12 protein-coding genes are annotated in these 13,912 nt (G+C 73.1%); 7 read left to right on the top strand and 5 right to left on the bottom strand.

From position 1 onward, the window contains the following. Nucleotides 1–114 precede the first annotated feature (114 nt). Both WMF17_RS35690 and WMF17_RS35685 read right to left on the bottom strand, forming a co-directional pair. Nucleotides 115–792 carry a 50S ribosomal protein L25/general stress protein Ctc gene (locus WMF17_RS35690; RefSeq protein ID WP_437597835.1) on the bottom strand — a complete coding sequence of 226 codons (678 nt, stop codon included), beginning with the start codon at nt 790–792 and terminating at the stop codon, nt 115–117. 167 nt (nt 793–959) lie between these two features. Continuing rightward, on the bottom strand, nt 960–1,922 hold the full coding sequence (locus WMF17_RS35685; protein ID WP_437480630.1) for a ribose-phosphate pyrophosphokinase: 963 nt from the start codon (nt 1,920–1,922) through the stop codon (nt 960–962). A 146-nt stretch (nt 1,923–2,068) separates the two neighbouring features. Between WMF17_RS35685 and ribF the strand changes: the two genes are divergently transcribed. The 3 genes from ribF to WMF17_RS35670 are packed head-to-tail and all read left to right on the top strand — an operon-like array spanning nt 2,069 to nt 6,337. Further along, complete coding sequence (gene ribF, locus WMF17_RS35680) at nt 2,069–3,070, top strand: riboflavin biosynthesis protein RibF (protein ID WP_437597834.1); 1,002 nt, start codon at nt 2,069–2,071, stop codon at nt 3,068–3,070. Nucleotides 3,071–3,100: 30 nt separating this feature from the next. Beyond that, complete coding sequence (locus tag WMF17_RS35675; RefSeq protein ID WP_437645492.1) at nt 3,101–5,311, top strand: DUF4912 domain-containing protein; 2,211 nt, start codon at nt 3,101–3,103, stop codon at nt 5,309–5,311. Between the two features lie 57 nt (nt 5,312–5,368). Beyond that, nucleotides 5,369–6,337, top strand: a complete 969-nt coding sequence (locus WMF17_RS35670; protein ID WP_437645491.1) for a hypothetical protein — start codon at nt 5,369–5,371, stop codon at nt 6,335–6,337. A gap of 9 nt (nt 6,338–6,346) precedes the next feature. On the opposite strand, the gene WMF17_RS35665 is transcribed toward WMF17_RS35670, so the two are convergent. The 3 genes from WMF17_RS35665 to WMF17_RS35655 all read right to left on the bottom strand — a co-directional run bounded on the left by WMF17_RS35665 (nt 6,347) and on the right by WMF17_RS35655 (nt 9,773). Continuing rightward, nucleotides 6,347–7,342, bottom strand: coding sequence for a hypothetical protein (locus WMF17_RS35665; RefSeq protein WP_437645490.1), 996 nt, complete (start codon nt 7,340–7,342; stop codon nt 6,347–6,349). A 75-nt stretch (nt 7,343–7,417) separates the two neighbouring features. Next, nucleotides 7,418–8,824: a protein-disulfide reductase DsbD family protein gene (locus WMF17_RS35660; RefSeq protein WP_437645489.1), complete on the bottom strand. Its 1,407-nt coding sequence runs from the start codon at nt 8,822–8,824 to the stop codon at nt 7,418–7,420. Nucleotides 8,825–8,885: 61 nt separating this feature from the next. Then, the gene (locus WMF17_RS35655) at nt 8,886–9,773 is read right to left on the bottom strand and encodes a tetratricopeptide repeat protein (protein WP_437597829.1); all 888 of its coding nucleotides are present in this window, start codon (nt 9,771–9,773) and stop codon (nt 8,886–8,888) included. A 396-nt stretch (nt 9,774–10,169) separates the two neighbouring features. On the opposite strand from WMF17_RS35655, the gene WMF17_RS35650 reads away from it, so the two are divergent. The 4 genes from WMF17_RS35650 to WMF17_RS35635 all read left to right on the top strand — a co-directional run bounded on the left by WMF17_RS35650 (nt 10,170) and on the right by WMF17_RS35635 (nt 13,813). Then, nucleotides 10,170–10,439, top strand: a complete 270-nt coding sequence (locus WMF17_RS35650) for a hypothetical protein (RefSeq protein WP_437645487.1) — start codon at nt 10,170–10,172, stop codon at nt 10,437–10,439. Continuing rightward, a complete protein-coding gene (locus tag WMF17_RS35645; protein ID WP_437645485.1) occupies nt 10,427–10,771 on the top strand; it encodes a hypothetical protein in 345 nt (114 codons plus the stop codon). The genes WMF17_RS35650 and WMF17_RS35645 overlap by 13 nt, the downstream gene beginning before the upstream one ends. A 211-nt stretch (nt 10,772–10,982) precedes the next feature. Further along, a complete protein-coding gene (locus WMF17_RS35640) occupies nt 10,983–12,092 on the top strand; it encodes a hypothetical protein (protein WP_437597826.1) in 1,110 nt (369 codons plus the stop codon). 62 nt (nt 12,093–12,154) lie between these two features. Then, nucleotides 12,155–13,813, top strand: coding sequence for a DUF2254 family protein (locus tag WMF17_RS35635; protein WP_437645483.1), 1,659 nt, complete (start codon nt 12,155–12,157; stop codon nt 13,811–13,813). The last annotated feature ends 99 nt before the right edge of the window (nt 13,814–13,912 follow it).

The following is a 13,912-nucleotide window of genomic DNA, read 5'->3' as shown; positions in this document are numbered from 1 at the left end:
AGCAGGCCGGGCCAGCCGAGCCGGCGGCGACGCGCGGGGACGGAGCGCAGGGCAGGGCGGGCCGCGCGCGCCTCGTGGTGCCGAGGCGAGGGGCGGCCCGCTCCCGCGCCGGGGCTACTTCTTGTCCTTCTTGTCGCCAGCGCCGCCCTTCGCGGGAGCGGCCGCGGCGCCGGCCGGAGCAGCGGCCGCCGCCGGCGCGCCGGCAGCGGGCTTCGCCTCTTCCTCGGCGCCGGCCTTCTCGGGCGCGTTGACGACCGCGATCGTCTGTTCGTCCGCGAGCAGGGCCTTCACGCCCTCGGGCAGCTTCAGCCCGCTGGCCTTGTACGACTCGCCCATGTCGAGCTCGGTCACGTCGATCTCGATGAACGACGGGATCTTCTCGGGCAGGCACCGCACCGGGATCGTGCGGAAAATCTGCTGGAGGATGCCGCCGGTGACGACGCCCTTCGGCTTGCCCACGCAGCGGAAGGGGATCTGCACGTCGACGGGCTGATCGAGCTTCACCTGGATGAAGTCGGCGTGGACGAGCTCCCGTGAGATCGGGTGGTAGTCGTAGTCGCGCACCATGACGGTGAGCGTCTCGCCGTTCTCGATGGCGAGCTCGACCACGGAGTTCTTGCCGTGGTCGGAGCCGAGCACCTGAAGGAGCGCCTTCGGCGAGACGGCGACCGACTGCGGCGCGAGCTCGCGCCCGTAGGCGATGGCGGGAATCTGTCCGGCGCGGCGCAGGCGGCTCGACGCGCTCTTGCCGCTATCCTCGCGCCTCGTGGCGTTGAGCTTGATGATCTCCATGACGACGGCTCCAGAAGTGTTCCGGAGGCCCGCGGTGCGGTCCACTCCGGCGTAGGGTGCGGCGCTATAGCAAAACGAAGAAGAGAAAGTCGAGCCTTCGTCGCCGGGCGACGCATTTTGTTGCGTGAGCGCGGGGCGACAGGGGCGCCCGCGCGCCCCGCCGCCGGTCAGACGAAGAGCGAGCTCACCGAGTCCGAGTGGTGGATGCGGCGGATCGCCTCGGCGAGCAGCCGCGCCACCGAGACGACCTTGAATTTACCGGAGGCCCTCGCCTCGTCCGAGAGCGGGATCGAGTTCGTCACCACGACCTCGGTGAGGGGGGAGTCCTTGATGCGCTCGACCGCCGGACCCGACAGGACCGGGTGCGTCGCGCAGGCGGCGACGCTCCTGGCGCCCTGCTTGATCAGGGCGTTGGCGGCGTTCACCAGGGTGCCGGCGGTGTCGATGAGGTCGTCGAGGATGAGGCAGTGCTTGCCGGACACCTCGCCGATGATGTTCATGACCTCGCTCTCGTTCGCTCGCTCGCGGCGCTTGTCGATGATGGCGAGCGTGCCCTGGAGGCGCTTCGAGTAGGCGCGGGCCCGCTCCACGCCGCCGGCGTCCGGCGAGACGATGACCACGTCCTTGCCGTAGTGCTCGCGGAGGTGATGCTCGAGCAGCGCCGGCATCGCGTACAGGTGGTCGAACGGGATGTTGAAGAAGCCCTGGATCTGCCCGGCGTGCAGGTCGAGCGCGACGATCCGGTTCACCCCGGCGGCGACGATGAGGTCGGCGACAAGCTTCGACGTGATCGGCGTCCTCGGCGCGACCTTCCGGTCCTGCCGGGCATAGCCATAGTAAGGGATGACCGCCGTGATCGAGCCGGCCGAGGCGCGGCGGAGCGCGTCGACCATGATCAGGAGCTCCATCACGCTGTCGTTCACCGGCGAGCAGGTGGGCTGCACGACGTAGGTGTCGACGCCTCGGACGTTCTCCTGGATGACGCAGAACGTCTCCCCGTCGGAGAAGCGCGATACGCGCGACTTCCCCATCGGTTGCTCCAGAACCTGACAAATTTCCTGGGTGAGCGCGAAATTGGCGTTGCCGGAGAAGATACTGACTCTCTTAAACACGGCGCGCCTCCAGCCCATTTACGGGAGCGCGGCTCTATCAGTCGGGCATGGACACGTCAAGCGACTCTGTACATCGGACGCTTGGCTGGACAGGCGTATCGTGCCGGGCGACTCCCCTATCCGCCGGCTTTTCGTTCGGCGCTGCTTCGGGTTAGGTAGCGGCTGTGGAGTATTTTGCTGCCGCCGCAGGCGGGCAGGATGGGCGCGCCGCGGTCGGGCCGCGGGGCAGCCTCGTCATCATCGGCAACTTCGACGGCGTCCACCGGGGGCACCAGGCGCTGCTCGCCGACGCGGCGCTGGACGCCGAGCGGCGGGGGCTCGATCCCGTGGCGCTCACGTTCGCGCCGCATCCGGCGAGCGTCCTTGGCCGCACCCCGCCGCCGACGCTGACGGCGCTGCCGCGCAAGATCGAGCTCATCCGCCGCGTGCGGCCGGCGATCCGGGTGGAGGTGGTGACGTTCGACCGCGCGTTCGCGGCCCAGACGCCGGAGGAGTTCGTGCGGCGCGTGCTGCTCGATCGGCTCGCCGCGCGCGTCGTTTTGGTCGGCGCGAACTTCCGGTTCGGCCACGGGCGCGCCGGGGACTTCACGACGCTCGGCCGCCTCGGCGAGGATCTCGGCTTCGAGACGCGATCGCACCCGCTCGTCGGCGACGCCGAGGGGGCGTGGTCGAGCACCCGCGTCCGCGCGGCCCTCGCGCGCGGGGATCTCGAGTCGGCCGAGCGGATGCTGTCGCGCCCGCACATGCTGTCCGGCGTCGTCGCGCAGGGGGCCCGGCGGGGCCGGACGATCGGCTTCCCCACCTGCAACCTCGACGAGATCGAGGAGGCGCTCCCGCCGTTCGGCGTCTACGCGACGCTCGTCGATCGGGTGACGCCGTCGGGCCGGGCGATCGCGCTCGCCCGCGGCGTGGCGAACCTCGGCGTCCGGCCGACGGTCGAGCCGTCGAGGCAGGCGCGGCCGAACCTCGAGGTGCACCTCTTCGACATCGACGAGGATCTCTACGGCGCGGCGCTGCGGGTGCACCTGATCGCCCGGCTGCGCGAGGAGCGGCGGTTCTCGGGCCTGCCGGAGCTCAAGGCGCAGATCGCGCGCGACGCCGAGGCTGCGCGCGCGCGGCTCGCGCCGCTCGCCGAGGATCCGGCGGCGGAGGGCGCCTTTCGCTGAGCGGCCCCGCGACGTGGGCGAGCGCAGGATGTGGTAGCGTCCACGGCGATGGAGCGCCGGGAGCTCGACGGGCTGACGCGGGAGGAGCTGATAGCGCGCGCCGAGGGGCTCGGGGTGCCGCGGCCGCGCGTGCTCACGAAGGCCGAGCTCGTCGACGAGATCCTGGCGCGCTCCGCGCAGGGCGAGCCGGAGCGGGCCCGCCTGCGCGGCTTCCTCGGGCGGGCGCGCGATCTGCTCTCGCGCGTGGTCGAGCGCGGCCTGCACATGCCGGAGACCGCGCGCGCGCTGCGCGGCGAGGCCCCGCCGGAGCAGTGGCCGCCGCCCCCGCCGCGGCCGCGGGCCACCACGACGCTTGCGGAGATCTACGCGTCCCAGGGGCATACGGATCGCGCCATCGCCGTGCTCGACGAGCTCCTCGCGCGCGAGCCGGAGCACGAGGAGGCGCGGCGGCTCCGGGAGCGGCTGCTCGAGAAGGCGCAGCGCGCGCAGGGAGAGGGCGCGGAAGCGCGAGGCGCGGAGGAGGAGGACGCGGAGGAGGAGTACGCGGAGGAGGAGGACGCCGGCGCAGACACGGAGGACGCCGAGGCGGAAGCGGAGGACGCCGGCGCAGACACCGAGGCCGCCGAGGCGGAAGCGGAGGACGCCGGCGCAGACACCGAGGCCGCGAAGGACGCTGGCGTCGAAGCCGCGGGCGCTCCTGCGGCGGGGGACGCCGGCTCGAGCGAGCCGATCGAGCCCCCCATCCCGGGCGAGCAGGATCGGCAGCCCGAGCCCGTCTCCGTAGCTTCCGACCCTGCCCCGGCGCACCCGCCGCGCGATCCCTCGCCAGCGGATGCTCCTGCGCCGGCGGCGATCGCGGAAGGCGTCGCCGCGGGCGCGGCCCTCGGCCTGGCTGCGGCCTTGCAGGACGAGCGCGCGGAGCTGCCCGCGCGGTACAACGTCGACGAGGTCGTCGGCCTCGCGGTCGATCCGGAGACGCTCTACGTCTACTGGGAGGTGCGTCCCCGGACGCTCGCGCGGGCGCGCGCTCGTCGCGCGGAAGGCCAGCTCGTGATCCGCGTGGTCGCGGTGCTCCCGAGCTGGGAGCGGCCGGTGGTCGCGCAGCGGGATCTCGCCATCGACGCGCTCTTCGGCGACATGTTCGTGCGCGACATCCCGGCCGGCGCGCACCTCCGGATGTGCACGGGCTGGCTCGACGGCGACGTGTTCGAGCCCTTTGCGGTGGGCCTCGAGGTCGCTGCGCCACGCCCGTTGCCGGTCGCGCCGAGGTCGCCTCCGCCGGAGCCCGAAGCTTCCGCACAGGCGGCGCTCCAGGACGAGATCCCGGCGGACGGCCCCACCGCACCGACGAGCGACGCGCAGCCGCGCCTCGAGGGCGCCGCCGGCGATGCGCCGTCCCCGGCGTCCGGCACGCTCGACGTGTCCGGAGCGTCGCCGCCAACTTCAGGTGCGAGCGATCAGGCTGGGGGACCCGCCGCCGCGACGCAGGCTGCGAGCGCGGATTCCCTGACCGCGCCTCCACCGGCGCCGAGCGCGCCGGCCGCGCGCAGCAGCGCGGACACCGGGGCGGCCGCGGCGGCGCCCGCCGGCGGCAGCGATGTCGCCACGCAGGCTGCCGCGCCGGCCGCGGGCCGTGACGCTGCTGCGGAAGGTGCCGTACCGGCCGCGGGCCGTGACGCTGCTGCGGAAGGTGCCGTACCGGCCGCGAGCAGCGACGCCACGGCGGCCCCCGCGCCCATGTCGAGCAGCGAGACCGCTCCTGGCGTTGCCGCACCGGCCCCGCCCGGCGGCCCCGCTCCCGATGTGGTCACGCCCGGCCCCAGCGCAGCGATCCCTGCGGCACCGGCGCTCGTCTCGCCGAGCGAAGGGCCCGCCCGCTTCCCGACGGGAACGGCGCCGACCCCGGAGGCGCTCGCGCAGGCGGTCGCGGCGACCCGCGGTCCGTCGAGCGAAGGGCCGCCCCGCTTCCCCTCGGGAACGGTGCCGACCCCGGAGGCGCTCGCGCAGGCGGTCGCGGCGACCCGCGGCGGGTCGAGCGACCTTGTCCGGGGGGGCGGCCGGGGCGCCGGGCCGGGGCCCAGCGGTCAGCCCCACGCCAGCGAGGCGCTCCGGCGCGCCGGACCAGGGCCCAGCGGTCAGCCCCACGCCAGCGAGGCGCTCCGGGCTCGGTCCCTCGGCGGCGGAACCCAGCTCTGGCGAAGCTTCGCCACCCGGGCGCGCCCGCCTTCGGGGAACCGCTGAGCGAGCCGGACGACCGGCTCACGCAACTGGCGGCGCGCGGTGGTCGACCCAGCTCGGGTGCAAACGAACCACCGATCCATCGCCAGCTCCGCTCTCTTCCTCCTCGGCGCGCTCGCCTGCGCTCTGTCCGCGCCAGCGGCGCGCGCCGAGGTCCCCTCCGACGATGAGCCCACGGCGTTCGACCCGCGCGTGGACCGCCTCGACGCCGCGCCCCACGAGCTCTGGGCTCCGTCCCCGGGACGCGCGCAACCGCTCTCGGTCTCGCTCCAGCTCGGCCTGGCTCGGCTCGACGGCGGCGAGCGCTCCGTCAGCGGCATGCTGCTCGCGAGCATCCCCCTCGAGCGGCTGTCCGAGCGCCCCGGCGCGCCCCCTCCCTCCGCCATCGCCGAACCCGAAGCGCCTCGGCTGAAACCTGCCCCTCCGAGCCCGCCCCGCGCGGCGCCGGCGCCCGCGCTCCCGGAGGCACCTCCCGCCGCGCCGCCTGCCGGGGTCGAGCCGCCGCTCCCGCTGCCGGTCCGGGTCACGCCGGCCATGGCCCGCGCCATCGTCGAGGCGGCGCTGCGGCAGTCGCGCCTCCTCGATCCCGAGGCGCGCATCGACGCCATCGCGTCGCGCGCCCGGACGTCGTCGCTGCTCCCGGAGCTCCGCCTCCGCGTCTCGCGCCTGATCGACGAGGCGGAGAAGCTGGCCCCCACCGAGTACGATCCGGCGCGGAGGACCGCCTCCGGCGGCATGAGCCTCTGGCTCGAAGCGCGCGCGACCTGGCGGCTCGATCGCCTGCTCTTCGCCGACGAGGAGATCGCCCTGGAGCGCCTCCGCCGCGAGCGCGCCGAGCTGCAGGCGAAGCTCACGGCGCGCGTGCTCGAGCTGCTCTTCGCCTGGCAGCGCGCCGTCGCGCTCGCGGCCGACCCGGGCCGGAGCCCCGAGGAGCAGCGCGCCGCCACGCTCGCGGCGATCGAGGCCGAGGCGTCCCTCGACCTGCTCACCGGCGGCTCGATGACCCGCTGGCGCGCCGCGCGCAAGTGAGGCCGCGCGTCACAGGAGGGTCTGCGAGAGCGTCACCTTGCGCCTGCCGGTCCCGGTGTCCCCGTCGGTATCGGTGACGCTCACCTCGACGTCCACGACCTTCCCGAGCAGCTCGTCGATCGTCCGCTCCCCGTCCAGCCGGAACCGCAGCCCGGCGAGCTTGCAGAAGCCACCCTCGTCCTGATCCAGGGTGAAGATGACCTTGAGCGGCTCGATCGCGTACCCGAGCTCGGGCACGACGCCGTTCACCACCGTGATCGAGCCGGACCGCCGGAGGTTCTTGAGCCGGATGGCGACGAAGATGTGGAACCCGCCCTGCGGTCCCGCTTCCACCTGGACCTCGTCGAGATCCTCGAGCGCGAAGTAGTCGGCCTGCCCCTCGCCGACGGCGACGACCGGCGCTCCCCCGCCGGACGGCTTGCAGGCGTCCGGCTCGGCGTCCGCGTTCCACGAGGCGCTGTACGGCTCGAGCCGCCGGGGATCCACGTCGGGGGCGCTGCAGCCGCCGGCCACGCAGGTCTGCGGCGCCGGGCACGTGGGATCCCCGGGCGCGACGGCGCACTCCCGCTCGAGGCGCACGGGGAGCAGCAGCGTGCGGCCGCCGATCACCCGGGTCGACGCGGTGCGGACGAGCAGCGGCCGCTCCGCGTCCTCCGCCCCGAACGCCTCCAGGGAGATCTCCACCGCCGTCCCGTCCTCGAGATCGCTGAAGAAGAACTCCCTGGGGAAGAACAGCTGCCCGCTGTTCTGCGCCAGCTCGTCCTCGCGGAGCAGCTCGCCGCCGGCGCGCAGGGCCACGCGCATCCGATCGAGCTCGACCCCGGCGCGCAGCTCGCTCGTCACCCCGATCACCACGGTCCCGGTGGTCGGTCCCGGAGGAGCGCCGCAGCCGGCGATGACCACGAAGCAGAGCGCGAGGGCGGCGAGCAGGAAGGGGCGCAGGGTCGTGGCGACCCGATTGGCCCCGGAGTAATGCACATGAAGGCGGGAAGGCGGGAAGATCATTGACCTTTCTTCCCGCCTTCCCGCCTTCATGTGAAACCTCTCTGGGCAGATGACAGCACCACCGCAGGTGCGGCGCTACTGGATGCCCTCGAGCGCCGCCAGGAAGACCTCCGGGCCGACGAAGTCGTTGAAGCGCTTCCGCTCGGCCCCGGTCGAGTCGTAGATCACCACCGTGGGCAGGCCCACGACCCTGTACTTGCCCTTCACCGCGTCGATCTGCGGATCCTCGTCGTCCGTCGCGTCGACCTTCACCGCGACGAAGTGGGCCGCCTTGGCCATGACGCGGGGATCCGAGAAGGTCTCCTTGTCGAGCTGCTTGCAGGCGCCGCACCACTCCGCGGTGAAGTCCACGAGCAGCGGGCGCTTCTCCGCCCGCGCCTTCGAGACGGCCGCCGGCTCCTCGTGCAGCCACGTGAGCTGCCGCGGCGCGGCCTCGCCGGCCACCGCCGACGGGACGGGCGAGGCGAGCCGCGGCAGATCCAGGCTCGCGACGAGCAGGAAGCCGCAGGTCACCGTGAGCGCGATCCCGAGCCCCTTGCGCGCCTTCACCCCGGAGCCGCCGTCGTCCCAGGAGAGGTGCACGGCGCCGAGCACGAGGCCGACCACGACAAGGCCCGCCATGACGGCCATGAACACCGGCGTGGGCTGCGCGAGCGACGACAGCGCCGGGAACGTCGTCTTCAGGAAATAGAGCGCGACGATCAGCATCACGATCCCGAAGAACGACTTCACCCCGAGCATCCACTTGCCCCCCTTCGGCAGCGCGACGGCGAACGCGCCGACGAGCCAGAACGGCAGGCCGAGCCCGATGGAGAAGGCGGCGCCGACCAGCGCGCCGAGGCCGATGCTCTGGGTCTGCCCGATCCAGAGGATGATGCCGGTGAGGACAGGCCCGGTGCACGGCGCCGCGACCAGGCCGCTCACCAGCCCGAGCAGGAACGCGCCGCCGTAGCCGATGCCGCCGACCTGCGAGAGCCGCTGCATCAGGGTGTCGGGCAGCGTCATGTCGAACGCGCCGAACATGGAGAGCGAGAGCGCGATGAACACCCCCGCGATGCCCACGATGACCCACCGGTTCGAGAGCACGCTCCCGAACAGGCTGCCCGTGAGCGCCGCGACCACGAGCATCGTCGTGAAGAGCACGACGATCCCGAGCACGAAGCTCGTCGAGAGCAGCATCGCCTCGCGGCGGGACTTCGCCTCCCGCGCCCCGAAGATGCTCACGGTGATCGCGATCATCGGGTACACGCAGGGCGTGAGGCACGTGAGCAGGCCGCCCGCGAGCGCGGCGAGCCCCGCGAAGAGCGGCCCCGCCTGGAGACCGCGGGTGAACAGATCCGGCTGATCCCCGGCCGCGGCGAGCGCCGGGAACGCGAGCACCGAGAGCGCGGCGAGCGCCGCCAGCGCGCCGGCCCCGCCGCGCTCACGATCCGCCGGGACGGCGCCGGCGTTCCCCTTGAAACGAGTCGAAGCGGTCTTCACAGAGGTTCTATAGCAAAGCGATCGCGGTCGTGCGGCGCGCCGCCGTCCGTTCAGGCCAGCCTCAGCGCTCCGGCAGGGACCCCAGCGTCCGGCGCGCGGCCTCGATCTCCCCGCCGAGCGCGATCGCGACCGCGGCCCTCCCCGAGGTGCTCCGCTGCACGAAAGCTTCCAGGTATTTCTTGGCCTCGCCCCAGCGACGGTCGAAATAAGCCATCTGCCCGAGCACGAACCGGCCGTACCCCTGACCCGCCGGCACCGCCGAGAGCCGGTCGATCAGCGTGCCGAGCCCCTCCACCGTCTCGCCGCTCTCGCACTGCACGACGGCGAGGTGCCCCTGGTAGAGCGGTTTTTCCCGCGTGCCCCAGCGCGCCGCGCGCGTGAGCGCGCCGATCGCCTCGTCGTACCGGCGCGCCAGGTGGTACACGCTGCCCAGCGTCCACCAGTGGAACGCCCTCCGGCTCGCCGGCCCCGTGCGCGCCGCCAGCCGCAGGTGCCCCACCGCCCCCTCGATGTCGCCGAGCGCCTGCTTCGCCCGCGCCGCGTCCTGGTGGGCGACGTCGCGCAGCACGCCGAGCGCCAGGACCTGATCCGCCACCTCGGCCGCCCGCTCGAAGCGGCGTGTCTCGAAATAGGCGAGGTAGAGCTGCCGCAGCAGCATTGCCTGCGTCGTCCGGTCGAGCGGCCCCCGGAGCGACAGGCCCCGCCGCGCCCAGAGCGCCCGGGAGCGCGGCGTCTCCGCGCCCAGCGCGCGCCGCAGCATCTCCTCCGAGGTCAGCGCCGGCGGCGGCGCGCGCCGGCGCGGCGCATTGCCGGCCCGCTTCTCTCGTGGAGCGTCCCCCCCGCTGCCCGCAACGGTCGTCGCCGTCGACTTCGTGCGGCGCCCCCTGGAGCCCGTACGGACGGATCGAGCGCCGTCCACGCTGTCACCGTGCTCGCTCGCCTTGCGCACAAAAGCAATCCTAACAGACCTGCACACGCGTTCCAGCAATACGCGAGCTTTCCATCTTGACTCGGGCCGGACCGGCGCTCGGCCCGGTTTCAGGCGGCCAGCGGGGGGTGGCCGGATCTGGACATGGAGGCGGGAGGCTGGAAGAAAATATCAATGATTTTAAATGCTTGCCTCCCTCATGGGAATCGCACCGGGGCCCACAGGGCCACCCCCGCCAGCTGCCGGTTTCAGGCCAGTCGCTGGACCTGGTTGCGCCCCACCGGACGTGGGGCCATCGTCGCGGCCATGCGTCGCCGCCCTGGCTCAACTTCCCTTCAGCGGAGGCGGCATTCCGTCTCCACGGTCGCCGGCTGTCCGGGTCGGGGCCGGGTCCTCTGGCTCGCGTCGTGTCTTGCCTTGCTCGGCGGCGCGTCGTTCGCGGCCGGGTGCGGGCACCCGGCGAGCCGCGACGAGTGCGAGGCCATCTTCAAGCGGAGCGCCGAGATCGAGCTCCGGGCCCAGAACGTCGTCGATCCGAAGGTCGTCGAGGAGCGCACGGCCGCGGTGCGGGACGCCCGCGGCAAGGAGCTCATCGACAGGTGCGTCGGGCGGAGCATCACCGACGGCGCCATGGCGTGCGTCCGGCAGGCGACGACCCCGGAGCAGGTCGATCGATGCCTGGAATGACGCGCCTCGCGACGCGCGCCGACGTGCTCGCGACGCTGGCGATCGTGCTGCTCGTGATCGGGGTCGTCGCCGGGCGCGCGGCGCTCCGCCGCCTCTCGGCGCGCCCGTCCCCCGAGGCGTGCGCCGCGCTCCTCGATCGCTACGTCGAGCTCGTGCTGCGCGCGGCCGTGCCTGAGCCCGCCGCGTCCGACGTGGCCGAGCGGCAGGCGATGGCGCGGAAGGCGGCAGGCGAGCGCGGCTTCGTCCGCTGCGAGGCCGACCTCACGCAGGCGGAGGTGTCATGCGCCCTGAAGGCGGGCAGCGCGGACGACCTGGAGCGCTGCCTGCCCTGACGCGACCGGCGCGCGGCGCCAGGCGCGCGGCGCCAGGCGGGCGGCCGGCTCCGACATGCGCCCCCCGGGGTTGAAGCAACGCAAAGGAGGGCGAAGGAACGCCGGCGCGCTGCGAATCGTTCCTGGCGCGCCGTGCTGTGATAGTCTCGGCCGTGGCGAGCGCTCCCCTCTGGCGCGATCTCCTGACCTCCCCACCCTCGGATTGCCTGTCGTGAAAGCCCCGTCGCCCTTGCTCGGCTTCAACAACAACGTCCGGCACAAGGGGCGGTTGTTCCACATACAGACCGAGGACTCGGGCATTCGCCATCCTCACATCATCACGCACCTCTTCGCCGACGGCGGGCGCATCCTCAAGACCACGAAGACGTCGTACGCGGAGCACGTCGGCCTGGCCACGCTCGCGGACACGGTGCGCGGCATGATGAAGGAGCAGCACAAGGCGATGTTCATCGCCCTGCGCGACGGCCACTTCGACTACCTCTTCGACGACACCGTCGCGCCGCCCGTATCGGCCCCCCCCGCAGCGGCGCGCGTCGCTCCCGAGCCGAGCGCGGCCACGCGGCCGCCGGCCCCGTCGTCGCCCGAGGTCCCCAGCGCGCCGAGGCCGTCCCCGCCGTCCCGTCCCCTCGCGTCGCCCATCGCGCCGCCCCTCGCGTCCGAGGTGGCGCCGCGCCCGAGCCCGAGGCCGGCCGCGCCCACGCCGCCGCCGAGGCCCGCCGCGCCGCCCCCGAGGCCGGCGATCGCGCCTGCCGCCGCGCCGCCGGCGCGCTCCGCGGCGTCCGAGCCGGCGCCCGCGTCGGCCAGCGCGCGCCCGCGGCTCGAGCTCGATCCGGTCGGGCTCCAGGGGCTCGGCGGCGGGCGCGCGGCCAGCCCGCTCGCCGGCAGGGCCGTGCGCTCGACGGCGCCCCCGGAGATCAAGAAATCCGAGCCGTCCATCGATCTCGATCTCGACGCCCTCGAGCGCGCCGCGGCCGAGGCGCAGACGCCGTTCTTCCAGCAGATCCAGGACCTCCCGCCGCCGCCCGCGTCGGTGATCGGGCGGCGAGCGGAGTCCGCGGCCTCGGGCGCCGGCGTCTACAGCAACGTCCACCCGGAGCACCCTTCGCCGCCGCCCGCGGCCCCGGTCGCGGTCGAGCACTTCGCCGGCGGCCCCGGCTCCGGCCGCTACGCGGCCTCGCGCCCGGCCAGCATCTTCGCCACCAACAGGCCGGCGGAGGGCGCGTCGATCTTCGGTGAGGATCTCATCAGCGAGAAGTCGCTGGACGAGGTGATCCTCAGCTACCTCGCGGAAGATCTCGACAGCCCCCCGGAGAAGAAATAGCCGGGCGGCCGCCTGGCGTGGCGAACGCGGGCAAGGCGCGTGGATCGAGCGGCGATCACCTCATGACGCAGGATCGGACCGCAGAGGACGCCGAGGGGAGGCGCCGCGGCGGCGCGGCCGTGGCCCGCGTCTGGCTGCGGCCGATGTCGTCTCTCCTCGGCGTCAGCATGGCGGCCCTGTCGGCCGTCTACCTGCTCGACATCGCGCGCGACGGGAACGAGCCCCTCCCGCTCTGGGAGGTGTTCGTGCGCATGTCGCCGGGCGACGCCGAGCACATCATGGGCGGCATCGGCGAGGTCATCGCCGCCATCCTCGGCATCGTCATCACGGTCGCCTCCATCATCGTGCAGCTCGCCGCGAACCGGTACACGCCGCGGATCACCGAGATGTTCTTCCGCGACCGGACGAACATGCTCGTGATGGGCTTCTTCGTCGTCAGCGCGGTGTTCTCGCTGTGGGTCAACTTCTCGATCCGCGCCGGCGGGGGCGGCTCGACCGAGCACGCCTTCGTCCCGTCGTACGGCGTCCTCGTCACCATGGGGCTGCTCACCGCGAGCCTGCTCATGATGGCGCCCTACTTCGGGTACGTGTTCGACTTCGTCGAGCCCGACAACGTGGTCGGGCGGATCAAGAAGAGCGGCGTCGAGCAGGCGCTGCGCCCCGCGGGCAGCGAGAGCGAGGGCGAGGTCGACGAGCGGCGGGTGACGGCGCTCTCGTCGCTGGAGCAGCTCGCCGACGTGGCGCTCAACGCGATCGACCAGAAGGACAAGGGGATCGCGTCGAAGACGGTCGACTCGCTGTCGGAGCTCGTCGTCGCGTACCTGCCGCACAAGGCGACGCTCGATCCGCGCTGGTTCCAGATCCGCGACCGCCTCGCCAGGGACACCGACTTCGTGAGCATGAACGCCGAGGCGCTCGGCAAGCTCTCGGCCACGCGGACCTGGCTCGAGTACAAGGCGCTCCGCCAGTTCCTGATGGTCTACCGCGAGGCGCTCACGGCGATGCCCGACCTCATCACGCGCATCGCGATCGACACGCGCTACATCGGGCAGACCGCCATCGCCGCGGGGGACCGGGCGGCCGTCGCGGTCGTCGTGAAGTTCTTCAACACCTACATGCGCCGGTCGCTCAACGCGAAGGACATCGCCGCGGCCTACAACAACCTGAACCAGTACCGCTACCTCGCCGAGGAGCTGCTCAAGGCCGGCTGGGGGGATCAGGTCCTCGATATCGCGCGGTATTTCAAGTACTACGCGCAGACGGCGCACGCGATGGGGCTCGCGTTCCTCACCGAGACCGTCGCGTTCGACCTCTGCGTGCTCAACGAGCGCGCGTACGACCTCCACGCACCTGCCCGCGACGAGCTGCTCCGGATCTTCCTCGAGGTGGACAAGGAGGCCGAGCTCGACCAGCAGGAGCCGTCGCTCCGCGGCGTCCGCAAGGCGCAGGTCAAGCTCGCCACGTACTACCTGCAGAAGGGCGAGGAGGCGCTCGCGCGGAAGATCTACCGCGACATGCGCGACGAGCGGCCCGACCGGCTGCGCTCGATCCGCGCCGAGCTCCTGGCCGTGACGAGCAACGAGTTCTGGGAGATCAACGACCGGGGCGCCGTGTTCGAGTACATCGAGCCCGAGCGGCGCCAGCTCATCCACCGCTTCTTCGAGTGGTTCCCGGCGACGACCATGCGGGAGCCGATCCGCGAGGAGCACACGCAGGAGTGATGGAGCGACCGGCGCGCTCGCGGGGGGTGGACCGGGGCGCTGTACACGCGGGCTGGATTCGCCCCGGGCATCGACGCGATGATTCCTGCGGCGCGCGGG

Origin of the sequence: Sorangium sp. So ce362, from assembly GCF_051519845.1 — a bacterium.
Taxonomy (GTDB): Bacteria; Myxococcota_A; Polyangia; order Polyangiales; family Polyangiaceae; genus Sorangium.
The sequence above is the reverse complement of the archived record's forward strand: the minus strand, read 5'-3'. Positions and strand labels throughout refer to the sequence as shown.

What these genes read in the sequence shown, in the direction of transcription:
- WMF17_RS35645 (WP_437645485.1), top strand. Translation starts at nt 10,427, where the DNA reads ATGCCTGGAATGACGCGCCTCGCGACGCGCGCCGACGTGCTCGCGACG.
- WMF17_RS35635 (WP_437645483.1), top strand. Translation starts at nt 12,155, where the DNA reads ATGACGCAGGATCGGACCGCAGAGGACGCCGAGGGGAGGCGCCGCGGC.
- WMF17_RS35690 (WP_437597835.1), bottom strand. Translation starts at nt 792, where the DNA reads ATGGAGATCATCAAGCTCAACGCCACGAGGCGCGAGGATAGCGGCAAG.
- WMF17_RS35665 (WP_437645490.1), bottom strand. Translation starts at nt 7,342, where the DNA reads ATGATCTTCCCGCCTTCCCGCCTTCATGTGCATTACTCCGGGGCCAAT.
- WMF17_RS35685 (WP_437480630.1), bottom strand. Translation starts at nt 1,922, where the DNA reads ATGGGCTGGAGGCGCGCCGTGTTTAAGAGAGTCAGTATCTTCTCCGGC.